At 68.9% G+C, this 25553-nt stretch carries 23 protein-coding genes; 9 read left to right on the top strand and 14 right to left on the bottom strand.

Annotated features, from left to right (window positions below):
• Positions 1–26 precede the first annotated feature (26 nt).
• From murI to clpS, 8 genes are read right to left on the bottom strand one after another with little or no spacing between them, the layout of a single operon-like run.
• Positions 27–860, bottom strand: a complete 834-nt coding sequence (murI, locus tag NTM_RS15080) for a glutamate racemase (RefSeq protein ID WP_083145379.1) — start codon at positions 858–860, stop codon at positions 27–29.
• Positions 857–1534: a rhomboid family intramembrane serine protease gene (locus NTM_RS15075; RefSeq protein WP_104865920.1), complete on the bottom strand. Its 678-nt coding sequence runs from the start codon at positions 1532–1534 to the stop codon at positions 857–859. The genes murI and NTM_RS15075 overlap by 4 nt, the downstream gene beginning before the upstream one ends.
• Positions 1531–2502, bottom strand: coding sequence for a cysteine synthase (locus NTM_RS15070; RefSeq protein WP_104865921.1), 972 nt, complete (start codon positions 2500–2502; stop codon positions 1531–1533). The genes NTM_RS15075 and NTM_RS15070 overlap by 4 nt, the downstream gene beginning before the upstream one ends.
• Positions 2499–2795 (bottom strand): MoaD/ThiS family protein, encoded by a 297-nt coding sequence (locus NTM_RS15065; protein ID WP_104865922.1) that lies wholly within the window; start codon positions 2793–2795, stop codon positions 2499–2501. The genes NTM_RS15070 and NTM_RS15065 overlap by 4 nt, the downstream gene beginning before the upstream one ends.
• 17 nt (positions 2796–2812) lie before the next feature.
• Positions 2813–3226, bottom strand: coding sequence for a M67 family metallopeptidase (locus NTM_RS15060; RefSeq protein ID WP_083145375.1), 414 nt, complete (start codon positions 3224–3226; stop codon positions 2813–2815).
• 25 nt (positions 3227–3251) lie between these two features.
• On the bottom strand, positions 3252–4274 hold the full coding sequence (locus tag NTM_RS15055; RefSeq protein ID WP_104865923.1) for a P1 family peptidase: 1023 nt from the start codon (positions 4272–4274) through the stop codon (positions 3252–3254).
• Positions 4275–4319: 45 nt separating this feature from the next.
• Positions 4320–4901, bottom strand: coding sequence for an oxidative stress transcriptional regulator AosR (gene aosR, locus NTM_RS15050; RefSeq protein ID WP_104865924.1), 582 nt, complete (start codon positions 4899–4901; stop codon positions 4320–4322).
• A gap of 7 nt (positions 4902–4908) precedes the next feature.
• Positions 4909–5211, bottom strand: a complete 303-nt coding sequence (gene clpS / locus NTM_RS15045; protein WP_163766748.1) for an ATP-dependent Clp protease adapter ClpS — start codon at positions 5209–5211, stop codon at positions 4909–4911.
• A gap of 64 nt (positions 5212–5275) precedes the next feature.
• Between clpS and NTM_RS15040 the strand changes: the two genes are divergently transcribed.
• The 3 genes from NTM_RS15040 to NTM_RS15030 all read left to right on the top strand — a co-directional run bounded on the left by NTM_RS15040 (position 5276) and on the right by NTM_RS15030 (position 10231).
• The gene (locus NTM_RS15040; protein WP_272955230.1) at positions 5276–6643 is read left to right on the top strand and encodes a nicotinate phosphoribosyltransferase; all 1368 of its coding nucleotides are present in this window, start codon (positions 5276–5278) and stop codon (positions 6641–6643) included.
• Positions 6644–6646: 3 nt separating this feature from the next.
• The gene (locus tag NTM_RS15035) at positions 6647–8659 is read left to right on the top strand and encodes an ATP-dependent DNA helicase (RefSeq protein ID WP_104865927.1); all 2013 of its coding nucleotides are present in this window, start codon (positions 6647–6649) and stop codon (positions 8657–8659) included.
• A gap of 108 nt (positions 8660–8767) precedes the next feature.
• Entirely contained in the window at positions 8768–10231 is a 1464-nt protein-coding gene (locus tag NTM_RS15030) for a neutral zinc metallopeptidase (RefSeq protein ID WP_104865928.1), read from the top strand.
• 3 nt (positions 10232–10234) lie between these two features.
• On the opposite strand, the gene glgP is transcribed toward NTM_RS15030, so the two are convergent.
• Entirely contained in the window at positions 10235–12865 is a 2631-nt protein-coding gene (gene glgP / locus NTM_RS15025; RefSeq protein ID WP_104865929.1) for an alpha-glucan family phosphorylase, read from the bottom strand.
• A gap of 182 nt (positions 12866–13047) precedes the next feature.
• On the opposite strand from glgP, the gene NTM_RS15020 reads away from it, so the two are divergent.
• Positions 13048–15138, top strand: a complete 2091-nt coding sequence (locus NTM_RS15020; RefSeq protein WP_163766746.1) for an alpha-1,4-glucan--maltose-1-phosphate maltosyltransferase — start codon at positions 13048–13050, stop codon at positions 15136–15138.
• Positions 15139–15142: 4 nt separating this feature from the next.
• Positions 15143–17380, top strand: a complete 2238-nt coding sequence (glgB, locus tag NTM_RS15015) for a 1,4-alpha-glucan branching protein GlgB (RefSeq protein ID WP_104865931.1) — start codon at positions 15143–15145, stop codon at positions 17378–17380.
• 15 nt (positions 17381–17395) lie between these two features.
• Here glgB and NTM_RS15010 read toward each other — a convergent pair whose 3' ends face one another.
• Genes NTM_RS15010 through NTM_RS15000 form a run of 3 tightly spaced genes read right to left on the bottom strand, consistent with a single transcriptional unit; the run spans position 17396 to position 19924 of the window.
• Complete coding sequence (locus tag NTM_RS15010; RefSeq protein WP_163766745.1) at positions 17396–18292, bottom strand: tetratricopeptide repeat protein; 897 nt, start codon at positions 18290–18292, stop codon at positions 17396–17398.
• Between the two features lie 13 nt (positions 18293–18305).
• On the bottom strand, positions 18306–18689 hold the full coding sequence (locus NTM_RS15005; protein ID WP_179963940.1) for a DUF3817 domain-containing protein: 384 nt from the start codon (positions 18687–18689) through the stop codon (positions 18306–18308).
• A gap of 53 nt (positions 18690–18742) precedes the next feature.
• Positions 18743–19924 carry an acetyl-CoA C-acetyltransferase gene (locus NTM_RS15000; protein WP_163766743.1) on the bottom strand — a complete coding sequence of 394 codons (1182 nt, stop codon included), beginning with the start codon at positions 19922–19924 and terminating at the stop codon, positions 18743–18745.
• A 93-nt stretch (positions 19925–20017) separates the two neighbouring features.
• On the opposite strand from NTM_RS15000, the gene mce reads away from it, so the two are divergent.
• Positions 20018–20494 carry a methylmalonyl-CoA epimerase gene (gene mce / locus NTM_RS14995; RefSeq protein ID WP_104865934.1) on the top strand — a complete coding sequence of 159 codons (477 nt, stop codon included), beginning with the start codon at positions 20018–20020 and terminating at the stop codon, positions 20492–20494.
• A 1-nt stretch (position 20495) separates the two neighbouring features.
• Here mce and NTM_RS14990 read toward each other — a convergent pair whose 3' ends face one another.
• Positions 20496–20789, bottom strand: a complete 294-nt coding sequence (locus NTM_RS14990; protein ID WP_104865935.1) for an Rv1322 family protein — start codon at positions 20787–20789, stop codon at positions 20496–20498.
• Positions 20789–21460 (bottom strand): endonuclease NucS, encoded by a 672-nt coding sequence (gene nucS / locus NTM_RS14985; RefSeq protein WP_104865936.1) that lies wholly within the window; start codon positions 21458–21460, stop codon positions 20789–20791. Before nucS ends, NTM_RS14990 begins: the two co-directional genes overlap by 1 nt.
• Before the next feature lie 47 nt (positions 21461–21507).
• Here nucS and NTM_RS14980 point away from each other — a divergent pair, with 47 nt between their 5' ends.
• The 3 genes from NTM_RS14980 to NTM_RS14970 all read left to right on the top strand — a co-directional run bounded on the left by NTM_RS14980 (position 21508) and on the right by NTM_RS14970 (position 25550).
• On the top strand, positions 21508–23118 hold the full coding sequence (locus tag NTM_RS14980) for an adenylate/guanylate cyclase domain-containing protein (RefSeq protein ID WP_163766742.1): 1611 nt from the start codon (positions 21508–21510) through the stop codon (positions 23116–23118).
• Between the two features lie 108 nt (positions 23119–23226).
• Positions 23227–24330 carry an acyl-CoA dehydrogenase family protein gene (locus NTM_RS14975; protein ID WP_163766741.1) on the top strand — a complete coding sequence of 368 codons (1104 nt, stop codon included), beginning with the start codon at positions 23227–23229 and terminating at the stop codon, positions 24328–24330.
• Entirely contained in the window at positions 24327–25550 is a 1224-nt protein-coding gene (locus NTM_RS14970) for an acyl-CoA dehydrogenase family protein (RefSeq protein WP_179963939.1), read from the top strand. The genes NTM_RS14975 and NTM_RS14970 overlap by 4 nt, the downstream gene beginning before the upstream one ends.
• Positions 25551–25553: the final 3 nt, after the last annotated feature.

The following is a 25553-nucleotide window of genomic DNA, read 5'->3' as shown; positions in this document are numbered from 1 at the left end:
AACATCGCCGCTTTCGGCGAGGAACATCATGTCCGGCTACCCGCGTGACGCTGCACCGGGCGCACCCCGTCCAGTGAGGGCCCCAGGAACCGCGCGGCCAGCGCCGTGAACGCGTCCGGGTCCCCGGTCGCCTCGAACACCCGCTGCGCCGGCGCCCCGGCATCGCGGTGCGGTGCCAGCAGGTCACGCTCGGTCAGCACCCGCAGCAGATCCTTGGCCGTCTCCTCGGCGCTGGACACCAGCGTCACGTGATCGCCCATGGCGAGCTGGATCAGGCCCGAGAGCATCGGGTAATGCGTGCAGCCCAGCACCAGGGTGTCCACCCCGGCGCGCTGCAGCGGCTCCAGATAACCCTCGGCCAGCCCGAGTACCTGCCGCCCGCTGGTGACCCCGCGTTCGACGAAGTCGACGAAGCGCGGGCACGCCACCCCGAACAGCTCGATGTCACGCGCGGCGGCGAACGCGTCCTGGTAGGCGCCCGAGGCGATGGTCGCCGCGGTACCGATCACCCCGATGCGGCCGTTGCGGGTCGTCGCGACGGCGCGACGCACCGCGGGCAGGATCACCTCGACCACCGGGATCGGCGCATAGCGTTCCCGGGCATCCCGCAGGCACGCCGACGACGCCGAGTTACACGCGATGACAAGCGCCTTGACGCCGCGCTCGGCGAGGTCGTCCCCGATGGCCAGCGCGTGCGCGCGGATCTCGGGGATGGTCAGCGGGCCGTACGGGCCGTTGCCGGTGTCACCGACGTAGATGATGTCCTCGTCGGGCAGCTGGTCGATCACCGCGCGGGCCACCGTGAGCCCGCCGACCCCGGAGTCGAAGATCCCGACCGGGCGCATCGCGTCCGGCGTCATGAGTTCAGCTGCGGCGGACGAACCGGGCGCCGCAGCGCGCGTGCCTTGCGCTCCGGCCCGGACAGCAGATAGGCGGCCAGCACGCCGGCGGCGGCGCCGCACAGATGGCCCTGCCAGGAGACGCCGAACGTTCCCGGCAGGACGCCCAGCAGGATGCTGCCGTAGATGAAGAGCACCACGACGCCGACGACGATCTCCCACACCTTCCTGGTGAAAAAGCCGAACACGATCAGGAAGGTCAGCCAGCCGAAGATCAGCCCGGAGGCCCCGATGTGATTGGTCTCGACGACGACCCCGTTGTAGGTCGGCGCACCGATGTTGCCGATCAGCCAGGTGCCGAAGCCGCCGACGATCCAGATGATCGCCGTCGCGAAGATGAAGCGGGACAGCCCGGCCAGCGTCATCAGGAACCCGAGCACCAACGCCGGGCCGGTGTTGGCCACCAGGTGTTCCCAATTGGAGTGCAGCAGTGGGGCGAACAGGATGCCGCTGAGGCCGTCGGTCTCCAGCGGGCGAATCCCGTTGCGGTCCAGCTGGTGTCCGGTCACCGAGTCGTAGGCCTCGATGACGTAGAGCAGGGCGACGAACGACACGACGGTGAGGCCACCGACCAACCACGCGGGCCGCTTGTTCGGCTGCGCGGGAAGCGCCGAGTGACCACCGGTGCCCGTCATGCCCAAAGTTGCCCTTCCAGCGCGTCCTCCGCGTCATCCAGGCTACCGGCGTACGCACCGGTCGACAGATACTTCCAGCCGGCGTCGCAGACGGTGAATGCGATGTCAGCGCGCTCACCCGCCTTGAGCGCCTTGGCCGCCATCCCGAGCGCCGCGTGCAGGATCGCCCCGGTCGAGATGCCGGCGAAGATGCCCTCGACCTGCACCAGTTCCCGGGTGCGCCGCACCGCGTCATAGGAGCCGACCGCGAACCGGGTGGTCAGCACGTCGGGGTCGTAGAGCTCGGGGATGAACCCCTCGTCGATGTTGCGCAGTGCGTAGACGCCCTCGCCGTAGCGCGGTTCGGCGGCCACGATCTGCACTCCGGGCACGTGCTCACGCAGGAACCGTCCGGTGCCCATCAGCGTGCCCGTGGTGCCGAGGCCGGCGACGAAATGGGTGATCTCGGGGAGGTCGGCGAGCAGTTCCGGGCCGGTGCCGTCGTAGTGGGCGGCTGCGTTCGACGGGTTGCCGTACTGGTAGAGCATCACCCACGACGGGTTCTGCTGCGCGAGTTCCTTGGCCTGTGCGACGGCGGTGTTGGACCCGCCCTCGGCCGGGGAGTAGATGATGCGGGCGCCGTAGAGCTCGAGGAGCTGCCTGCGTTCGATCGACGTGTTCTCCGGCATCACGCAGATCATCTGGTAGCCCTTGAGCAGCGCGGCCATCGCCAGCGAGATCCCGGTGTTGCCGCTCGTCGGCTCCAGGATGGTGTCGCCGGGCTTGAGGCGACCCTCGCGTTCGGCGTCCTCGATCATCCGCAGTGCGGGGCGGTCCTTGATCGAGCCCGTCGGGTTGCGATCTTCGAGCTTGGCCCACAGCCGCACGTGCGGCCCGTCGTCGGTGTCCTCCCAGCGCGGGGACAACCTCTGCAGTCCGACGAGCGGCGTGTCGCCCAGGGCTTCGAGCAGGGAGTTGTAGCGGGTCACGAGAGCCGCTCAGCCCCCCCGGCCACGGCGGGCAGGATCGTCACCGAGTCGCCGTCGGCGATCGCGGTGTCCAGGCCGCCGGAGAACCGGACGTCCTCGTCGTTGACGTAGATGTTGACGAATCGGTGCAGTTTGCCTGCGTTGTCGGAGTCGATGAGGCGCTCCGAGATCCCCGAGTAGTTGGCCTCGAGGTCGGCGATGACCGCTGCGAGCGTGTCCCCGGAGGCGGTGACGCGCTTCTCGCCGCCGGTGTGGGTGCGCAGGATGGTCGGGATGGACACGGAAACAGCCATGTCAGGGCTCCTTGCTTCTAGTACTGCTCGACGATGGTGACGGGCTCTTCGGTGACGACGCCGTCCACGATGCGGTAGCTACGCACCTCGTGCTCGTCGGGGTCACGCGTCGACACCAGAACGTAGTGGGCGTCCGGCTCGGATGCGTAACTGATGTCCGTCCGGCTCGGGTAGGCCTCGGTTGCGGTGTGCGAGTGGTAGATCACCACCGGCACCTCGTCGGCGTCGTCCATCGCCCGCCACACCTTGAGCTGCTCACCCGAGTCGAAGCGGTAGAACGTCGGCGACCGCTCGGCGTTCACCATCGGGATGAACCGCTCCGGCCGGTCAGACCCTTCGGGCCCGGCGATGATGCCGCAGGCCTCGTCCGGGTGGTCGGCCCGGGCATGCTCGACCATGGCCTCGACCAGGTCGGCACGAATCGTCAGCAAGGTCCGGCTCCCCTCTCCCGGTGATTCACTCAAACGCTCCGGGCAACAGTTCACGGTATGTCGGTATTCCGGCGACGCTCTCGGCGGCCAGCACTCCGATCAGGACCGCGCGTGCCAACACCTCCGCCGCGGCCGCGCCGACAGCGGTCATCAGCGGCAGTTCCGGGGTCATCGACGCCGGGGTGGTGGGGTCCGGGTTCACCTCGACGGCCCCGGTCGACAGCGCGAACACCGTGTCGCCGTCCAGCGGCGTATGGCACGGATTGATGGTGCGGGCCAGACCGTCCTGGGCGGCGACGGCCACCCTCCGGCAGGCGGCCTTGCTGAGTGCGGCGTCGGTGGCGACCACCGCGATCGTGGTGTTCAGCGGGCTGAGCTCGCGGTGCCGGTCGGCGTACGCGCCGCGTTCGTCCGCGGGCGGGGCCACCAGCCCGAACTCCTCGACGTGCGACGCCAGCCACGGCAGCCCCGTCTCCGGGTCGATGACGTCGCCCGCAGAGTTGACGACCACGAGCGCCCCGACGGTCACCCCGGAGTCCAGCGTCACCGACGCCGTGCCGACACCACCTTTGAGCACGCCGGCGCGCGCCCCCGCCCCGGCGCCGACTGTGCCGATGCCCACATCGGTGCTCGCCGACTGCGCGGCCCGGTAGCCGTAGTCGGCGTCCGGGCGACACTGCCAGCCACCGACCGGCAGATCGAAGATGACCGCGGCGGGCACGATCGGCACCACGCCATTCTCGATCGCGACGCCGCGCCCCTGTTCTTCGAGGAACGCCATCACGCCGTCGGCGGCCGCCAGCCCGAAGGCACTGCCGCCGGTGAGGACGACGCCGTCGACATGGCGCACGGAGTTCGCCGGATCCAGCAGGTCGGTCTCGCGGGTGCCGGGGGCACCGCCGCGGCCGTCGACCGCGCCGACGGTTCCCGGGGGTGTCAGCACGACGGTGGTCCCGGTGGCCCAGCCCGAGCCGAGCGTCGCGTCGGCGTCGATCGCGTGATGATGGCCGACGAGGATGCCACCCACGTCGCTGATCGATCCGCTCATCGGGACCCTCTGCTCTTCGCGCAAGCGCTCATCGGGACCCTCTGCTCATCGGGACCCCATCAGCGACACCACCAGGTACTCCTGCAACACCGTCAACCACTGGTAGACGTCCAGGTGGCCGGCCAGCGGATGCTCGCTCGGCAGCCGGTCGGGGCCGTCCGGCCCGATCTGCAGCATCGTGCCCAACGCCAGCCGGACGTCGTTGACGGCGGCGACCCAGGCCTGGGCCTCGTCCTCGGAAAGCTCGAACCGCCCGCCGCCGGCGGGAACGGTGTCCAGCACACGTTGCGCCGCTTCCCGTTTCGCGTCCAGGATCTCGGGCTCGTGCAGGCTGCGCAGCGCGCTGTTCAGGCTTTCGGCGGCAGCCGAACCGGCCGGGTGCTGGGTCGCGGGCCGATAGAAGTCCGGAAGCAGGCGCTTCATCGTATCGTCTTGCGGCGGAACAGAATTGCCGGTCCGCATGCCGGTGATCTCGGCGAGTTCGTCGAGCGGTGCGGACGCTTCCCGGTCGTCGAGCATCCCGAGTATCGAGGTGACCAGGCTGCTCAGCAGCTCGGCCTCGTGAGGGGCCAGCGCCGACCGAAACCGGGGCCCGCCGGGACCATCGACCCGCTTCCATTTACGCACAGCGTCTTCAACGGTCCTGTTGCAGCGTCGCCCACAGCCCTGCGGCGTGGAGCCTGGATACATCTCTTTCCATGGATTCCCGGCTGCCCGCCGAGACCACCGCCTTGCCCTCGTTGTGCACCTGCAACATCAACTTCGTCGCATGCGGCTCGGAGTAACCGAAGAGCTTCTGCAGCACGTAGGTCACGTAGGTCATCAGGTTGACCGGGTCGTCCCAGACGATGGTCACCCATGGTGCGTCGCTGGCGGCGTCCTCACTGACATCACGGTCTTCGCGAGTCCCCGGTTGGGCCTTCGCCGGCGTCACCATGCGGCCAGGATACCGGGAGCGTAGTGCCGCTCTGAAGGTGCTCCGAACCCGATACGGTTGGGTCGTGACCACCTCGCCTCCGGGCAGACCGACGCGGCAGGACCGCGCGGCGTCGACGGCGTTGCTGACCGACAAGTACGAGCTCACCATGCTTGCCGCCGCGCTGCGGGACGGCACCGCGCACCGGCGGTGTTCGTTCGAGGTGTTCGCCCGCCGGCTTCCCGAGGGCAGGCGCTACGGCGTCACCGCGGGTACGGCCCGCTTCGTGGAAGCGTTGCAGGCGTTCAGATTCGACGACACCGAGCTCTCCGTGCTGGAGAGCTTCCTCGAGCCGGCCGCCCTGGAGTACCTGGCCGGCTACCGGTTCGCCGGCGACATCGACGGCTATCCCGAAGGCGAACTGTATTTCCCGGGTTCACCGGTGCTGTCGGTGCACGGGACGTTCGCCGAATGCGTGGTGCTGGAGACCATGGCGCTGTCGATCTTCAACTACGACGCCGCGGTCGCCTCCGCCGCGGCGCGGATGGTCAGCGTCGCCGCAGGCCGCCCGCTGATCGAGATGGGGTCGCGGCGCGCCCACGAGCAGGCCGCGGTCGCCGCCGCGCGGGCCGCCTATCTCGCCGGGTTCGCCGGGTCGTCGAACCTGGAGGCCGAGCGCCGTCACGGCGTACCGGCGCTGGGCACCAGCGCGCACGCGTTCACGCTGCTGCACACCACCGGGGCAGGCACCACGCCGTCGGATTGGGAGAAGGCGGCGTTCCGCGCGCAGGTCGAGGCCCTCGGCGTGGACACCACACTGCTCGTCGACACCTACGACATCACCGCCGGTGTCGCCAACGCGGTCGAGGTGGCCGGCCCCCGGCTCGGGGCGGTCCGGATCGACTCCGGCGATCTCGGCGTGCTGGCCCGCCAGGTCCGCGAGCAGCTGGACGCACTGGGCGCCACCGGGACCAAGATCGTGGTGTCCGGCGATCTCGACGAGTTCGCGATCGCCGCGCTGCGCGCCGAACCGGTCGACCTCTACGGCGTCGGGACCTCGGTGGTCACCGGATCGGGCGCCCCCACGGCGGGCATGGTGTACAAGCTCGTCGAGGTCGACGGCATCCCGGTGGAGAAGCGCAGCAGCCACAAGGAATCCCACGGCGGCCGCAAGCGGGCCGTCCGATGGGCGAAGGCCTCGGGCACCATCATCGAGGAGATCGTGCATCCGGCCGACCGTCCGGCTCCGGACGTCCCCGTCGATCTGGCCGCACGTCCGCTGACCGTGCCACTGGTGCGTCACGGGGAGCCGGTCGCCGAACTCGACCTGCACAGCGCTCGCGCCCGGGTCCGCGACGGGCTGCTCAGCCTGCCGTGGGACGGGCTGAAGCTGTCCAGAGGCGACGCCGCGATCCCGACCCGGATCATCGCCCCCACCCCAGGCCGGAGCTGAGCGGTGGAGGTGACCGATCTGCTGGCCACCGCGGTCGCGGCGCTGGGCGGCGCGACCCGCGACGGTCAGATTGAGATGGCCGAGGCCGTCGCACGCGCGTTCACCACCGGCGAGCACCTCGCGGTCCAGGCAGGGACGGGCACCGGCAAGTCGCTGGCCTATCTGGTGCCCGCCGTCGCGCGGTCGCTCAGCGACAACCGGCCGGTGATCGTGTCGACGGCGACGATCGCGCTGCAGCGGCAGCTGGTCGACCGGGACCTGCCCCGGCTGGCCGACGCGCTGGCCGGGACACTCCCCCGGCGACCTGCCTTCGCACTGCTCAAGGGGCGCGGAAACTACCTGTGCCTGAACAAGATCCACAACGGATCCGCCGCTGCCGAACCCGACGACGTGCCGCAGGAGGAGTTGTTCTCCCCGGTCGCGGCCAGCGCGATGGGACGCGACGTGCAGCGACTGACCCAGTGGTCGGACACCACCGACACCGGCGACCGCGACGAACTCAAACCCGGTGTGCCCGACCGGTCCTGGGCGCAGGTCAGCGTTTCGTCGAGGGAGTGCATCGGGGTGTCGCGCTGCCCGTTCGGCACCGACTGCTTCTCGGAGCGGGCCCGCGAACGCGCCGGGCAGGCCGATGTCGTCGTGACCAACCACGCGCTGCTGGCGATCGACGCGATCGGCGACCTCAACGTGCTGCCCGAACACGACCTGCTGGTCGTCGACGAAGCACACGAACTCGTCGACCGCGTCACCGGTGTGGCCACCGGGGAACTGTCACCCACCGCCCTGGGCGTCGCGCACCGCCGCGCCGCCCGCGTCGTACCGCCCGAATTGGCCCAGCGGCTGGAGGCGGCGATCGCGACGTTCACCTCGGCGCTGTTCGACGCGCGCCCCGGCCGCATCGACGTTCTCGACGAAGAACTCGCCAATTACTTGACAGTGCTTCGCGATTCGGCCCACGCCGCGCGTTCCGCGGTCGACACCTCACGCAACGACCCGAAGACGGCGACCGCGCGCAGCGAGGCCGCCACCGCGCTTTCGGATGTCGCCGACACGGCGGCGCGGATCCTGGACTCGTTCGTTCCCGCGATCCCCGACCGGACCGACGTGGTGTGGCTCGAGCAGTACGAGGACGGACGGTCCGGCGGGCGCACCATTCTGCGCGTCGCACCGTTGTCGGTGTCGGGCCTGCTGCGGACCCGGTTGTTCGGGCATGCCACCGCGGTGCTGACGTCGGCCACCTTGACCATCGGTGGCAGTTTCGACGCGATGGCCGCCGCGTGGGGTCTGTCCGGCGGGGCTGACTCCCCGGAGGAGCCCAAATTCCCGCGGTGGCGCGGCCTCGACGTCGGGTCTCCGTTCGACCATGCGAAGTCCGGGATCCTGTACGTCGCCGCGCATCTGCCGCCGCCAGGACGCGACGGCACCGGGTCCGCCGAGCAGCTCGACGAGATCACGGCCTTGATCGAGGCGGCCGATGGCCGCACGCTGGGCCTTTTCTCGTCGATGCGAGCGGCCAAGGCGGCCGCGGAGGTCATGCGCGAGCGTCTCGACACCCCTGTGCTGTGCCAGGGTGACGACACCACCTCCGCGCTGGTCGCGCAGTTCGCCGAGGACGAGCAGACCTCGCTGTTCGGAACGCTGTCGCTGTGGCAGGGCGTCGATGTGCCCGGCCCGTCGCTGTCCCTCGTCCTGATCGACCGTATCCCGTTCCCGCGGCCCGACGACCCGCTGCTGACCGCCCGCCAGCGCCGGATCGCGGCGCGCGGCGGCAACGGGTTCATGGCCGTGGCGGCCAGCCACGCCGCCCTGCTGCTGGCCCAGGGCGCCGGCCGGCTGTTGCGTCGCGTCGAGGACCGCGGCGTCGTGGCGGTGCTCGACTCCCGGATGGCCACCGCACGCTACAGCGGTTACCTGCGCGCATCACTGCCACCGTTCTGGGCGACCACCGACAGCACCAGGGTGCTCGCCGCGCTGCGCAGGCTCCGCGGCGCCGAAGACACCGCGGCAGCGCGATAGGCGGCGATAGGCGGCGATATTCCGAGCCGACGGCGCGAACTCACTATTCTGACAGGAGTACGGCCGACGGCCTCGGGGCCGCTGCGCCACGAGCGAAAGGCGCCGGCGATGAGCCCCACCAGGAGTTTCAGACAGAGATCCCTACTGGGGCTGTCCGTGGCCGTCGGCGCCGCGCTGGTCGTGACCGCGTGTACGACGACGATGCCGGGCCGGGCCGTATCGGTGTTCGACGATCCGTTCAAGGTGGCCGGGATGCCAGCGACAGACGGCCCGTCGGGGCTGCGCCCCAACGCCGAAGGGCCGGCCCGCGACGTGGAGGGCACCGACGGCGGAGCGATCGACGAGCTCGGCGCCAGCGCTATCAGCGATATCGAGGACTACTGGGCAACGGCCTATCCCGAGACCTTCGACGAGCGGTTCAAGCCCGTCGCCGAGCTGATCTCGTGGGACGCCAACGGCTTTGACGGGGAGTTCTGCGGAGACAGCACCTACGGTCTCGTGAACGCCGGCTTCTGCTACGCCGACCGCACCATCGGCTGGGACCGGGGCGAACTGCTGCCCGCCCTGCAACGCGCGCACGGCGACATCGGCGTGCTGATGGTGCTGGCCCACGAGTACGGCCACGCCATCTCCCGGCTGGGCGGATTGACCGGTAAGGACACCCCGACGCTGGTCGCCGAGCAACAGGCCGACTGCTTCTCCGGCGCATACATGCGATGGGTCGCCGAGGACTCCTCACAGCGTTTCTCCTTGAGCACCGGCGAGGGCCTGAACAACGTGCTCGCCGGCGTCATCTCGGTGCGCGACCCACTGCTGAACGAAGGCGACCCGGACGTCGGATTCGACGAGCACGGTTCGGCTTTCGAACGCCTGTCGGCGTTCCAGTTCGGTTTCACCGACGGCCCGTCGGCGTGTGCGGGCATCGACCTTGAGGAGATCGCACAGCGGCGCGGCGATCTTCCGGTGCTGCTTCCCGAGGATCAGACCGGCGAACTGCCCGTCAGCGAGGAGTCCGTCCGCTCCATCATCGAGGCGATGGAGGTTCTGTTCGAACCGAAGAACCCGCCGGCGCTGAGCTTCGAACCCGGCGACGCCGACTCGTGCGCCGACGCCCGCCCCAGCCCGCCGGCGTCATACTGCCCGGCGACCAACACGATCGTCGTCGACCTCGACGGCCTGGAGGATCTGAGCGCGCAACCCGATCCGGACCAAGTCGGCTCCCTGGCCGTCGGCGACAACGTCGCCTACTCGGTGCTGGTCTCGCGCTACATGCTGGCGATCCAGCAGGAGCGCGGTGGTCTCGCACTCGACAACGCCGCGGCCGCACTGCGGACGGCGTGCCTGACCGGCGTGGCCACCGCCAAGATGACGAAGGAGATCCAGACGCCGGACGGCGACACGATCGCGCTGACGGCAGGCGATGTCGACGAGGCTGTCTCGGGCATCCTGATGAACGGACTGGCCGCCAGTGACGTCAACGGCGATTCGGTGCCGTCGGGCTTCTCCCGCATCGACGCGTTCCGCCTCGGCGTACTCGGCGACACCCCGCGCTGCTTCAAACGTTTTCCGTGAACCTCAGGCGAGGGTGACCAATCCCAGTTCGCTGGTTCCGGCCAGCAGCCGGTGACGCGGCAGCACGCGAACCGTGTAGCCGACAGAACCGGCGAACGGCAACGGCGTGGTCGCCGTGAAGACCTCGTTGCCGTTGTCGGCGGTGCCGGTGTGGATCATCGGCACGGTCGCCGGATCCACCAGCACGTCTCCACCGTCCACCCGGCCGAGCACCGCCTGCACCACCACCTCGTCGGGCCGCAGCCCGGCGAGGTCCACCTGCGCGGTCAGGGTCAACTCCGAGCCCAGCAGCGGCACATCGGGCAGCCCGTAGCTGTCGACGTCGGCGATCGCGATCCGCGGCCACGCATGCTCGGCACGGCGACGGTAGTCGGCGAGCTCGCGGGCCGAACCGAACGGCATCGAGTACTCGCCGGCGTCGGGCAGCCCGGGCTCGATCACCGCGCGCAGCGCCGAGGCGGCGGGCAGGTAGTACTTCTGCGTGTAGTCGCGAACCATCCTGGACGCCAACACCTTCGGGCCGAGCGACTGCAGGGTGTGCCGCACCATCTCGACCCAGCGGGTAGGTACCCCGTGTTCGTCCCGGTCGTAGAACTTGGGCGTGACGGCGCGCTCCAACAAGTCGTAGAGCGCCGCCGCCTCCAGGTCGTCGCGACGGTTCTCATCGGCCAGACCGTCGGCGGTCGGGATCTCCCAGCCGTTCTCGCCGTCGTACCACTCGTCCCACCAGCCGTCGCGGATCGACAGATTCAGGCCGCCGTTGAGCGCGCTCTTCATCCCGGAGGTGCCACAGGCCTCGAGCGGCCGCAGCGGGTTGTTCAACCACACGTCGCACCCGTAATAGAGCTTGCGCGCCATCGACATGTCGTAATCGGGCAGGAACGCGATGCGGTGGCGAAGGTCTTCGCGGTCGGCGAAGCGCACGATCTGCTGGATGAGCGCCTTTCCGCCCTCGTCGGCGGGATGCGATTTACCGGCGACGATGAGCTGGATCGGCCTGTTGTCGTCGAGCAGCAGGTTGGCCAGCCGCTCCGGATCCCGCAGCATCAGCGTCAGCCGCTTGTACGTGGGAACCCGGCGAGCGAAGCCGATGGTCAGCACGTTCGGATCGAAAGCCGTTGGGATCCAGCCCAACTCGGCGTCGGAGGCACCGCGCTGCAGGCAGGAACGGCGCAGCCGGGCCCGCACGTCCTCGATCAGCTCCGCTCTCAGCTGGTTTCGGATCCACCACAGATGACCCGGGTCGACCTTCTGCAGCCTCGACCAGGACTCCATCTCGCGCAGCTGGGTCAGGTCCTCGCTGCCGAGCAGTTCGCGGCCGAGCTCGATCCACTGCGGGGCCGCCCAGGTCGGCGCGTGCACCCCGTTGGTGATCGATCCGATCGGCACCTCGGCCGGGTCGAACCCCGGCCACAGTTCGTTGAACATCTCGCGGCTCACGCGGCCGTGCAGCAGCGAGACGCCGTTGGCGCGCTGCGCGAGCCGCAGGCCCATGTGCGCCATGTTGAACTTCGACGGGTCGTCTTCGGCGCCGAAGGCGAGGATGCGCTCAAGCGGCACGCCCGGCAGCAGCCGGGAACCGCCGACCGATGCCTCCTCGGATCCGGCCCCGAAGTAGCGCTCCACCATCTCGGCCGGGAAACGGTCGATGCCCGCGGCCACCGGTGTGTGGGTGGTGAACACCGTCGACGCCCGCACCACGGCCAGCGCGGTGTCGAAGTCGAGGCCCGCCTCGATGAGCTCACGGATCCGCTCGGCGCCGAGGAAGCCGGCGTGGCCCTCGTTCATATGGAACACCTCGGGTGCGGGAAGCCCCTCGATCTCGGTGAACGCCCGGATCGCCCGAACCCCGCCGATCCCGGCCAGGATCTCCTGCTTGATCCGGTGTTCCTGGTCGCCACCGTAGAGCCGGTCGGTGACGGTGCGCAGGTCGTGCTCGTTCTCCGGGATGTCGGAATCCAACAGCAGCAACGGGATTCGGCCGACCTGCGCGACCCATACCTGAGCGTTGAGCTGTGCGTCGTCGGGCAGGGCGAGCTTGATCAGCACCGGGGCGCCGGCCTGGTCGGTAAGCAGTCGCAGCGGCAGACCCTGCGGATCGAGCGCGGGATAGCTCTCGTGCTGCCAGCCGTCGGCCGACAGCGACTGGCGGAAGTACCCGGAGCGGTAGTACAGCCCGACGGCGATCAGCGGCAGCCCGAGATCGGAGGCCGACTTCAGGTGGTCGCCGGCGAGGATCCCGAGGCCGCCGGAATAGTTCGGCAACACCTCGGCCACGCCGAATTCCATCGAGAAGTACGCGATGCCTTTCGGCGGTTCGACGCCCTGCTCACCGGCCAGCCCCTGGTACCACAACGGCCTGGTCAGGTAGTTATCGAGATCCGCGGCCAGCAGCCCGAGCCTCTGGACGAACGATTCGTCACCGGCGAGTTCCTCCAGCCGGGCGGGGGCCACCTGCCCGAGCAGCGCCACCGGGTCCCCGTCCACCTGATCCCACACCTGTGGGTCGATCGCCTCGAACAGATCCTGGGTCGGCTTGTCCCATGACCAGCGCAGATTGACCGACAGCGGTTCCAGCGCCGTCAGTCGGTCGGGAAGATGGGCGCGGACGGTGAACCTGCGGAGTGCCTTCACGCGTCTTCACGTTACTGTGGCCGGCCGCCCGCGTCCGCCGCCTCGGATGACCGACAGAAGGTTGAGCCGGACACTACGGTGGGTATAGGCGCGACAGGGCACATCGAGGCCGAAGACGAGACCAGAAACGACGCGCGCGGTGGACGCCGGGCAGCATGTTCGAGTGGTAGGGAGAGTCGCAAGTGACCGCCGGTCGTATCGAGATCGATGACGTCCAGCCCGTGGTTTCCCTCGGGCGTTTCCCCGCCAAGGCCGTGGTCGGCGAGATTCTGCCGGTCAGTGCGACGGTCTGGCGCGAGGGCCATGACGCGGTGGCGGCCACGCTGGTGGTGCGCTACCACGGCACCGACTATCCGGCGTTGGCCGACGATCCCCCGGGGCTGGCACGCTCACCCGAAGCTGTCCCGATCCAGGAGGTCGTCACCCCGCGCGACCGGGGCAGACCCACCGCGTTGCCGATGGCGCAGGGCCGCACACCAGACGTGTTCCACGGCCAGTTCACCCCCGACGCGGTCGGGCTGTGGACCTTCCGCGTCGACGGCTGGAGCGACCCGATCGCCACCTGGCGCAAGAACGTCACCGCCAAGCTGGACGCCGGGCAGAGCGAAGCCGAACTCGACAACGACCTGCTGATCGGGGCGCGACTGCTGGAACGCGCTGCCACCGGGGTCCCCCGCCAGGACCGGTACCCGCTCGCCGAGGCCGTCGCGCGGCTGCGCGAACCCGGCGACCCGTTCTACCGCGCAGGCGCCGCACTGGCGCCCGAGCTGACCGCGCTGTTGGACCGGTTCCCGCTGCGTGAGCTGGTCACCCGCGGGACGCAGTACGGCGTGTGGGTGGACCGGCCGCTGGCCCGGTTCAGCTCCTGGTACGAGATCTTCCCGCGGTCCACGGGCGGCTGGGACCATGCGGGCAACCCGGTGCACGGCACGTTTGAAACCGCCACCAAGGCGCTGCCGCGCATCGCGCGGATGAACTTCGACATCGTCTACCTGCCGCCGATCCATCCGATCGGCAAGGTGCACCGCAAGGGCCGCAACAACAGCGTCACCGCCGCCCCCGGTGACGTCGGGTCGCCGTGGGCGATCGGTAGCGACGAGGGCGGCCACGATGCGGTGCACCCCGATCTCGGCACCATCGAGGACTTCGACGACTTCGTCAGTGCCGCGCGCGACGAGGGCCTGGAGATCGCCCTCGACCTCGCGCTGCAGTGTGCCCCGGACCATCCGTGGGCGCGCGAGCATCCCGAGTGGTTCACGGTCCTGCCCGACGGCACCATCGCGTACGCGGAGAACCCGCCGAAGAAGTACCAGGACATCTACCCGCTGAACTTCGACAACGACCCAGCGGGCTTGTACGAGGAAGTGCTTCGCGTCGTCAAGTTCTGGGTGTCCCACGGCGTCAAGGTCTTTCGTGTCGACAACCCGCACACCAAGCCGCCGAACTTCTGGGCCTGGCTGATCGCCGAGGTCAAGAACATCGATCCCGACGTGCTGTTCCTGGCCGAGGCGTTCACCCGGCCCGCCCGGCTGTTCGGGCTGGCCAAGCTCGGGTACACGCAGTCGTACACGTACTTCACCTGGCGCACCGCCAAGTGGGAACTCGTCGAGTTCGGTCGATCCATCGCCGAGCACGCCGATTACTGCAGGCAGAGCCTGTGGGTGAACACCCCCGACATCCTGCACGAGAGCCTGCAGCACGGCGGGCCGGGAATGTTCGCGATCCGGGCGGTGCTGGCGTCGACGATGAGCCCCACGTGGGGGATGTACTCGGGGTACGAGTTGTTCGAGCACCGCGCGGTGCGCGAGGGCAGCGAGGAGTACCTGAACTCGGAGAAGTACGAGCTGCGACCCCGCGATTTCGAGGCCGCACTCGCCGACGGCGAGTCGCTGGAGCCGTTCATCACAAGGCTGAACGAGATCCGTCGGGTCCACCCAGCGCTGCAACAGATGCGCACCATCACGTTCCACCACATCGACAACGACGCTCTGCTGGCCTACAGCAAGTTCGACCCGGCGTCCGGCGATCAGGTCCTGGTGGTGGTGACGATCAATCCGTTCGGCGCCGAAGAGGGCATCCTGTGGCTGGACATGGGCGCGCTGGGTATGGAACCCCAGGACCGCTTCTGGGTGCGCGACGAGATCACCGGTGAGGAATACCAGTGGGGGCAAAGCAATTACGTGCGCCTGGACCCCGCCCGAGCGGTGGCGCATGTGCTGAACATGCCGCAAGTTCCGGCCGACCAACGAACCAACCTGTTGCGTAGGGAGTGACGACATGACCAACGCGTCCAACCTGGAGAATCAGATCGACAGCCCGCATCTGCGGCCGCACACCTCCGACTTGAACCGGCTGCTGGCCGGCGAACACCATGACCCGCACTCGGTGCTCGGCGCGCACGAGTACGGCGACCACACCGTCATCCGGGCCTACCGGCCGCACGCCGTATCGGTCGTCGCGGTCATCGGCGCCAACCGGTACGCGCTGCGCCACGTCGAGGCCGGGTTGTTCGCGGTCGCCGTGCCGTTCACCAACCTGATCGACTACCGGTTCGAGATCCGCTACTCCGACGACGAGTCCGCGTTCGTGCACACCGTGGCCGACGCCTACCGATTCTTGCCGACCCTGGGTGAGGTCGATCTGCACCTGTTCTCCGAGGGCCGGCACGAGCGGCTCTGGGAGGTGCTGGGCGCGCACCGGCGCACGTTCACCACCGCCGACGGTGAGGTGACCGGGGTGTCGTTCGCCGTATGGGCGCCGAATGCCAAGGGCGTCAGCGTCACCGGCGATTTCAACCACTGGGGCAACGAAGCGCAGATGCGGGTGCTCGGGTCCACCGGCGTCTGGGAGTTGTTCTGGCCCGGCTTTCCCGAGCACGGCCTCTACAAGTTCCGGGTGCACGGCGCCGACGGCGCGGTCACCGATCGCGCCGATCCGATGGCCTTCGCCACCGAGATCCCGCCGCAGACCGCCTCGCGGGTGTTCGAGAGCAGCTACACCTGGGACGACGCCGAGTGGATGAGCGGGCGCGCACTGCGCAACCCCGTGTTCGAGCCGATGAGCACCTACGAGGTGCACCTGGGTTCGTGGCGGCCCGGGCTCAGCTACACCGAGCTCGCCGAGCAACTCACCGAATACCTCGTCGAACACGGCTTCACCCACGTCGAGATGCTGCCGGTGGCCGAGCATCCGTTCGGCGGCTCGTGGGGCTACCAGGTCACGTCGTACTACGCGCCGTCGGCGCGGTTCGGCTCCCCCGACGAGTTCCGGTACCTGGTCGACGCGCTGCACCGTGCCGGGATCGGCGTCATCGTCGACTGGGTGCCCGCGCACTTCCCGAAGGACTCGTGGGCGCTGGGCCGGTTCGACGGCACCGCGCTCTATGAGCACGGCGACCCCCGACGGGGTGAGCAGCTGGACTGGGGCACCTATGTCTTCGACTTCGGCCGGGCCGAGGTCCGGAACTTCCTGGTCGCCAACGCGCTGTACTGGCTGCAGGAGTACCACGTCGACGGCCTGCGGGTGGACGCCGTGGCGTCCATGCTCTATCTCGACTACTCACGCCCGGAGGGCGGCTGGACCCCGAACATCTACGGCGGTCGCGAGAACCTGGAGGCGGTGCAGTTCCTTCAGGAGATGAACGCCACCGTGCACAAGATCAACCCCGGCGTGGTCACGATCGCCGAGGAGTCCACCTCCTGGCCCGGCGTCACCCGCCCGACAAACCTTGGCGGCCTTGGCTTCTCGATGAAGTGGAACATGGGCTGGATGAACGACACGCTGGAGTTCATCAAGCGCGACCCCATCCACCGCAGCTACCACCACCACGAGATGACGTTCTCGCTGCTGTACGCGTTCAGCGAGAACTTCGTGCTGCCCATCAGTCACGACGAGGTGGTGCACGGCAAGGGCACGCTGTGGGGCCGGATGCCGGGCAACGACCACATGAAGGCCGCGGGCATCCGCAGCCTGTTGGCCTATCAGTGGGCCCATCCCGGTAAGCAGCTGCTGTTCATGGGCCAGGAGTTCGGACAACGCGCCGAATGGTCCGAGGAGCGCGGCGTCGACTGGTACCAGCTCGACGAGCAGGGCTTCTCCGACGGAATCCTGCGCATGCTGACCGACGCGAACGCCATCTACCGCAGCCGCCGGGCGCTGTGGTCGCGGGACACCCAACCCGAGGGTTACTCGTGGATCGACGCCAACGACTCGGCCAACAACGTGCTGAGCTTCCTCCGGTTCGGCGACGACGGCTCGATGCTGGCGTGCGTGCTCAACTTCTCGGGATCCGAACACAGCAGCTACCGGCTGGGATTGCCGCACGCCGGGACCTGGCGCGAGGTTCTCAACACCGACTCCGACACCTATCACGGGTCGGGTATCGGCAACTACGGCGCGGTCGAGGCGACCGACGAGCCGTGGCACGGCAGGCCCGCCTCGGCGGTGATGGTCTTGCCGCCGCTGTCGGCGCTGTGGTTCGAGCCCGAGATCCCCGAGCCGCCCCAGGCGCGCTGACCGGTCGCGCCGACGTCAGTACAGCGCGTTGGCGAGGTTGCGCCGCCCCGCGATCACCTCGGGGTCGGCAGGATCGAACAACTCGAAGAGCTCGATCAGCCGGGTACGCACCCTGGTGCGGTCGTCTCCGGCGGTGCGCTTCACCAACGCCGTGAGCCGTGCGAACGCGGGTGCGATCTGCTGCTGCAAAACCTCGACGTCGGCGGCGGCGAATGCGGCGTCGATGTCGTCGGGTGCGGCGTCGGCGAGCGCGACCGCGTTCTGCGGATGGGTCGTCGCACGCTGCAGGAACGCGATCTGGCGCACCGCCCCCTTGGCTTCGTCGTGGTTCGGCTCGGCGTCGAGGATCGCCTGGTAGGCCGCGAGGGCGCCGTCGAAGTCGCCCGAGTCGAGCAGCGACCTGGCCTGTTCGACACGCGGGTCGACCTCGTCCTCCGGCGCGTCGCCGCCCGGGCCGCCGAGTTTGCCGGCGACGGCGTTCAACAGCGAGTCGATCCAGCGGCGAAGCTGGTCCGGCGGCTGCATGCCCTCGAAGCTGGAGATCGGCCGGCCCGCGGCGAGCGCCACCACGGTCGGCACGGCCTGCACACCGAACATCTGCGCAACCCGCGGGGTGGTGTCGACGTTGATCGTCGCGAAGGCCCATGTGGATCCGTCGGCGGCGGCCAGCGCTCCCAGTGCTTCACCGAGCTGGATGCTGGCGTCGCTGCGCGGCGACCAGAGCAGCACGACGACGGGCACCTCGGTGGACCGGACCAGCACCTCGGCTTCGAGGTTGGCTTCGGTGACCTCCACTCCGCCGGGCGTCGCGCCGGATGCGCCTTCGCCGGACGGGGCGGGCCGCTGTTTGAGGGCCGACAGGTCGACCGCACCGGCCAGAGCGGGTGAGATTCGTGGTCCTGGACGTGTCACAAGGACAAGTCTGTCACGTCGTTTCCGGTACCGGAGTGCCCGTCCCGCCGATGCGCTCCGGCGCCGGCCGCGAGCCCATCCGACCGGTCCGATCAGCCCATATGAGGAACATCACACTACCGAGTGGCACGATGCTCGCCAGCAACGCCAGCAACCATGTCAGCGCGCCCCATCGGACGGTGTAGCCGACGGCGAGTGCGGCGGCGACGAACGCGACGAAGACGGCGCCGTGCAGCGGGCCGAAGATCTTCACACCGATCTCGGTCTGCGGGGAACCCAGGTACTTGAAGTACATGCCCAGCAGCAGACCGACCCAGCTCACCGCCTCGGCGAACGCGATCAACCGGAACCATCCCGCCGCGGTGCGGAGGTCATAAGCGCTAGTCATGGCCGCCATTGTGCCCGAAGCGGACCTCAGCTACTACATTGCGTCGTTGACGAACCGGGCGCTCAGGGCCTGCGGAGCACCAGCGCGTCGCCCTGGCCGCCGGCGCCGCACAGCGCGGCGACCGCGTAGCCCGAACCCTTGCGCGCCAGCTCCAGCGCGGCGTGCAGGGTGATGCGGGCTCCGGACATCCCGATCGGGTGCCCGATGGCGATGGCCCCGCCGTTGACGTTGACCTTCGCCGGATCCACGCCCAGCTCCTTCGTCGACGCCAGCGACACCGCCGCAAACGCCTCGTTGATCTCGATGACGTCGAGCTGGTCGACGCTGATGCCTTCCTTGGCGATGGCCTTCTTGATCGCGTTGGCGGGCTGGCTCTGCAGTGTCGAGTCCGGACCGGCCACCACGCCGTGGGCGCCGATCTCACACAGCCAGGTCAGGCCCAGCTCCTCGGCCTTGGCCTTGTTCATCACGACGACGGCGCACGCGCCGTCGGAGATCTGCGACGCGGACCCGGCGGTGATGGTGCCGTCCTTGCGGAACGCGGGCCGCAGGCCGGCCAGCGACTCGACGGTGGTGTCGGCGCGGATGCCCTCGTCCTCGGTGAACTCGATCGGATCACCCTTGCGCTGCGGGATCTTCACCGGCACGACCTCGTCGGCGAACACCCCGTCCTTCCAGGCGCGCGCGGCCTTCTGGTGCGACTCGGCGGCCAACGCGTCCTGCTCCTCGCGGGTGAACTGGTCGACGTCGTTGCGCTGCTCGGTGAGCGCGCCCATCGGCTGGTCGGTGAACACGTCGTGCAGGCCGTCGTAGGCCAGATGGTCGAGCGCGGTGACGTCGCCGTACTTGTAGCCCGCGCGGCTGTTCATCAGCAGGTGCGGCGCCTGGGTCATCGACTCCTGGCCGCCGGCGACGATCACGTCGAATTCCCCGGCCCGGATCAGCTGATCGGCCAGCGCGATCGCGTCGATGCCGGACAGGCACATCTTGTTGATGGTCAGCGACGCCACGTCCCACGGGATCCCGGCGGCGACCGCGGCCTGGCGTGCGGGCATCTGCCCGGCCCCGGCCGAGAGCACCTGGCCCATGATCACGTACTCGACGGCGGAGGCGGGAACGTTCGCCTTCTCCAGCGCGCCCTTGATCGCCACGGCACCGAGGTCACTGCCCTTGAAACCCTTCAGCGAACCCGACAACTTGCCAACGGGCGTACGGGCTCCAGCAACGATCACTGATGTCGTCATGGCGACCTCCAGACTTGTTTCGAACGGCTGAACAGAGGCTATACGTGGACCCCGAGCTATTCGAAACCGATGTCGTTAGGTTACGTTTTCTTCATGACCGCCGAGCAGACTGACGCCCGTCCGGTACTGGCCACCGCGCTTGTGACCGGCATCGACCATGTCGGCATCGCCGTCCCGGATCTGGACGCGGCGATCAAGTGGTATCACGACCACCTCGGCATGATCGTGCTGCACGAAGAGATCAACGAAGAGCAGGGTGTCCGCGAGGCCATGCTGTCGGTGCGCGGCGCCCCGGTCGGCAGCGCACAGATCCAGCTGATGTCCCCGCTGGACGAGACCTCCACGATCGCGAAGTTCATCGACAAGCGTGGCCCCGGTCTTCAGCAGCTCGCGTACCGCACCAGCGACCTCGACACCCTCAGCGAGCGCCTGCGCGAGCAGGGTGTGCGGCTGCTCTACGAAGCCCCCAAGCGCGGCACCGCCAACTCGCGGATCAACTTCATCCATCCCAAGGACGGCGGCGGCGTGCTGATCGAGCTCGTCGAGCCTGCCCAGGATTCGGACCACTAACTCACGACCAGCGACGCGTCGGACCCCGGGTGTCCCGGTGCGTCCAGCACGGCGTGTGCCAGTGCCTGCGGTCCTCGACGTCGCCGACGCCGTCGGCCGGCCACACCACCACATGCGCGGTCGCCGGTCTGATCTCGTGGTCGCATCCCGGACACCGGTAGGTCTTGGTAGCCCTGGCCGCCGCGACGGGCCGCACCTCGTAGTCGTAGCCGTCAGACCCGATCTCGATACGCCGCGGCGCAGGCAGCGGAGCCGCGATCGGCGTCCGCTTGCTCCCCGCACGCCGCTTCTTCATCAGAACAGGCGGAACTCGTCGTTGTCCATACCGCGCATCTTGTCGTAATCGAGTGTGACGCACCGGATTCCGCGATCGGTTGCGAGAGTGCGGGCCTGCGGCTTGATCTGCTGGGCGGCGAATACGCCCGCAACCGGGGCCAGCAGCGAGTCACGGTTGAGCAGTTCCAGGTAGCGGGTCAGCTGCTCCACACCGTCGATCTCGCCGCGCCGCTTGATCTCGACGGCGACCGAACGCCCCTGCTCGTCGCGGCACAGCAGGTCCACCGGACCGATCGGCGTCATGTACTCGCGGCGCACCAACGTGTAGCCGGCGCCGAGCAGTTCGACGTGTTCGGCCAGCAGCGCCTGCAAATGGGCCTCCACGCCGTCCTTCACCAGCCCGGGATCCACCCCCAGCTCGTGGGACGAATCGTGTTCGATCGACTCCACGGTGATGCGCAGCTGCTCCCCCGCCTTGTTCTCCACCACCCAGATCGGGTGGTCGCCGTCGGGCTGCTCGACCACCCAGCACGGCGGGGACATCCAGTTCAGGGGTTTGTAGGCACGGTCGTCGGCGTGCACGCTGACCGAGCCGTCGGCCTTGAACAGCAACAGCCGTCGAGCCGAGGGCAGGTGAGCGGTGAGTCTTCCGACGTAGTCGACAGTGCACTGGGCGATGACAAGGCGCACCGAACCACCATAGATGGCCGGGCACGTGTCACTAGGCTGGCGTGACGATGACCGCCACCAAGAGCGTGCCGCACCGGCTGGGCCGGGTGCTTGAGAGAGTGACTCGCCAGAGCGGGCGGTTGGAGACGCCGGGCTACGGCTCCTGGCTGCTGGGCAGGCCGGAGGAGAGCCAGGCCCGGCGGCGCATCCGGATCCAGATCATCCTGACGTTCTTCATCCTGTTCACCAACATGCTCGGCATCGCGGTCTCCCTGCTGCTGAACACGGTCGCGATCCCGGTCCCCAGCGTGTTCTCCGACGCCCCGGCCTGGCTGACCTTCGGTGTCACGCCCGCCTACATGCTGGTCGCGCTGTTCTTCGGTACGGCCTGGATCACGTCGCGGACCGTGCGCTCTCTGCGATGGGCCATCGAAGAACGTCAGCCGACGAGCACCGACCAGCGCAACGTGTTCCTCGCTCCGGCCCGCGTCGCGCAGAAGTTGTTGCTGCTGTGGGGCGTCGGCGCGGTGCTCTTGACCGTGCTCTACGGCCTGCACGACTCCGCGTTCATCCCCCGGTTCCTCTTCGCGGTCGGTTTCCCCGGCATCGTCGTCGCCACCGCGTGCTACATGATCACCGAGTTCGCGCTGCGTCCCATCGCCGCCCAGGCACTCGAGGCCGGCAGACCGCCCCGCCGGCTGGCGCACGGCGTCATGGGCCGGACGATGACCGTCTGGCTGCTCAGCTCCGGGGTGCCCGTTCTCGGGATCCTCCTGCTGGCGGTGTTCTCGCTGTCGTTGAAGAACCTCAGCGCCACCCAGTTCGCGGTGGCCGTGATGATCATCGCGTCGTTCGCGCTGCTGTTCGGCCTGACCCTGATGTGGCTGCTGTCCTGGCTCATCGCGACCCCGGTTCGCGTGGTCCGGTCGGCGCTCAAACAGGTCGAGGAAGGACAACTCGACTGCAACCTGGTGGTGTTCGACGGCACCGAACTCGGCGAGCTGCAGCGCGGGTTCAACTCGATGGTGCACGGGCTGCGCGAACGTGAGCGGGTCCGCGACCTGTTCGGCCGCCACGTCGGGCGTGATGTCGCGCTGCTCGCCGAGCAGCAGCAGGTCGAGCTCGGCGGGGAGGAACGCCACGCCGCGGTCATCTTCATCGACATCATCGGCTCCACGAAGCTGGTGACCAGCAGGCCCGCGGTGGAGGTCGTCGAGCTGCTCAACCGGTTCTTCGACGTCGTGGTCGACGAGGTCGACAACCACCACGGGCTGGTGAACAAGTTCGAGGGCGACGCGGTACTCGCCGTGTTCGGCGCCCCGGTGGCGCTCGACAACCCCGAAGCCGAGGCGCTGGCCGCCGCCCGCGCGATGGCGCGCCGGCTGCGCGCCGAGGTGCCCGAATGCGATGCGGGAATCGGGGTCGCCGCCGGACAGGTGGTCGCAGGCAACGTCGGGGCCAAGGAACGCTTCGAGTACACGGTGATCGGCGAACCGGTCAACGAGGCGGCGCGGCTGTGCGAACTGGCCAAGAAGATCGACGGGCACCTGGTCGCCTCTTCCGACACCGTGAACCGCGCCACCGACGACGAACGACAGCGGTGGACGCTCGGTGAGATGGTGACGCTGCGCGGGCACACCGAGCCGACCCGCCTGGCAACGCCGACCGCGCTGGACTGACGGGCGGGATGTCGCAACCGGAAACCCGTGGGTGTGCCGATTCGTGATTTACAGCCGGCCGTCCCCAGCCAACGATGGGTGCGTTAAGCCAGAGGAGGCATGTCGACAATGACGATCAGTGTGGCCGAGCGGGCGGAACTGCGCACCGCGGTCGGCGAGTTGCTCGCCGACAAGTGCACCGAAGCCGACGTGCGGCGGGTGATGGAGTCCGACGAGGGTTTCGACCGGCAGCTGTGGCGGCAGCTGGCCGAGCAGGGCGTGCTGGGCATGCTCGTCGACGACGAACACGGCGGACTGGGCTTCGACGCCCAGGAACTCGAGGCGGTCGCGGAGGAGACCGGCGCCGCGCTGCTGCCCGCACCGTTCATCTCCAGCGCCGTGCTGACCGTCGCACTGATCAACGCCGCGGGCACGGCAGAGGACAAGCAGCGGCTGCTGCCTTCGCTGGCCGACGGCACCGCGATCGGCACGGTGGCGCTGACCGGCAAGTCCGGCACCTGGACGGCCGACGGTGTCGACGTGGGGGCCGCTGAGGACGGCACGCTCACCGGCTCCGCGCACTATGTCACCTGGGGTCAGGTGGCTGACGTCGTGCTCGTCGTCGCCCGCACCGGTGACGGCATCGGGGTATTCGAAGTGGCCACGGACGGAGCGGGTTTCGAACGCGCGGCGGTCACCGTCTTCGACCCGACGGTGCGGCTGTCGACGTACACGTTCACGAACACACCGGCACGCCGCCTCGGCACCGCGGGCTGGGACGCCGTTGCGCGGGCCTTGGACTACGCGCTGATCGCGCTGGCAGGTGAGCAGGCCGGCGGCACCCGGCGCATCTTCGACATCACGGTCGACTACCTCAAGACGCGCTTCCAGTTCGGCCGGGCGATCGGCAGCTTCCAGGCGCTCAAGCACATGGCCGCCGACCTGCTGCTGGAAGTCGAATCGGCCACTTCCGCGGCGCAGAACGCCGCGGCGCGCTTCGCCGACGCGGACACCGACGCCGAGGTCCGCGACGGTGCCGTGGCGCTGGCCGGCTTCGCCTGCGCCGAGGCCTACGTCAAGACCACCCTGGCTGCCGTGCAGATGCACGGCGGCATCGGATTCACCTGGGAACACCCCTGCCACCTGTACGTCCGCCGGGCGCGCTCCGGCCTGCAACTGTTCGGTGACTCCGGGCTGCACCGCGAGCGCTACCTGACCTCGAAAGGCGCATGAGCATGACTGAGAACAGGACGAGCGACCTGCCCTTGCCCAGCGCCGAGGAGCTGCGCGCCGAGGTCCGTGGCTGGCTGGCCCAGAACTGGTCCGGTGTCACCCTGCCCAAGTCCGACGACCCCTGGGTCAGCTCCCCCGAGCGGATCGCGTGGCTGGACAAGGTGGTCGAGGCCGGTTACGGCGCGCCGACCTTCCCGAGGCAGTGGTACGGCCGGGCCTACCCGAACAAGCTGGCCAAGGTGATCGCCGAGGAGTTCCGCGCGGCCGGCGCACCGGGTGCGTGCCAGGACAGGTTCAGCATCCCCGCCAACACCGCCCTCGCGTTCGGCACCGAACAGCTCAAGGCCGATCTGCTGCACGAGTTCCTGACCGAGAAGTCCCGGACCTGCCTGCTCTACAGCGAGCCGGGCGCGGGATCGGATCTGGCCGGTGTGCGCACCACCGCGGTCCGCGACGGCGACCAGTGGATCATCAACGGCCAGAAGGTATGGACCTCCGGCGCACTCACCTCGCAGTACGCGCTGCTGATCGCCCGCACCGACTGGGATGTGCCCAAGCACAAGGGCATCACCTTCTTCATCGTGCCGATGAAGCAGCCGGGCATCGAAGTCCGCCCGCTGGTGCAGATCACCGGCGACTCACACTTCAACGAGGTGTTCATCACCGATGCCAAGGTGCCCGACGCGTACGTGGTCGGCGGCGTCGGCAACGGCTGGCGGGTGCTGCAGACCGCCCTGGCCTACGAGCGCTCGATCATGGGTACCGGAACCAGCCTGCACCGCAAGCAGTCCCGCGGGAACAGCCTCATCGAGATGGCCCGTGCACACGGAAAGCTGAACGATTCCGCGATCCGCAGATCATTGGCCGAGGTGCTCGCGCTGCGGGAACTCAACAGCCTCAACAACGCCCGCGCCAAGGCCGAGGCCAAGCAGGGCACCGCCAGCCCGGTCATGTCACTGGGCAAGCTCGCGACATCGGGCATCCTGCACGCCGAGGCCCGGCTGAAGACCGACATCATCGGCGCCGACGCGCTGCTGGCCGGGCCGGACCACGCCGAGGCCGACGAGGTGAACTTCCTGACGCTCAACGCGTTCTTCACCTCGATCGGCGGTGGCACCGATCAGATCCAGCGCAACATCATCGGCGAGCGCGTCCTCGGCCTGCCCAAGGAACCCGAGGTAGACCGTGACATCCCGTTCCGCGAGATCAGGAAGAACTGACCA

Source organism: Mycolicibacterium parafortuitum (genome assembly GCF_010725485.1).
Classification (GTDB): Bacteria; Actinomycetota; Actinomycetes; order Mycobacteriales; family Mycobacteriaceae; genus Mycobacterium.
The sequence above is the reverse complement of the archived record's forward strand: the minus strand, read 5'-3'. Positions and strand labels throughout refer to the sequence as shown.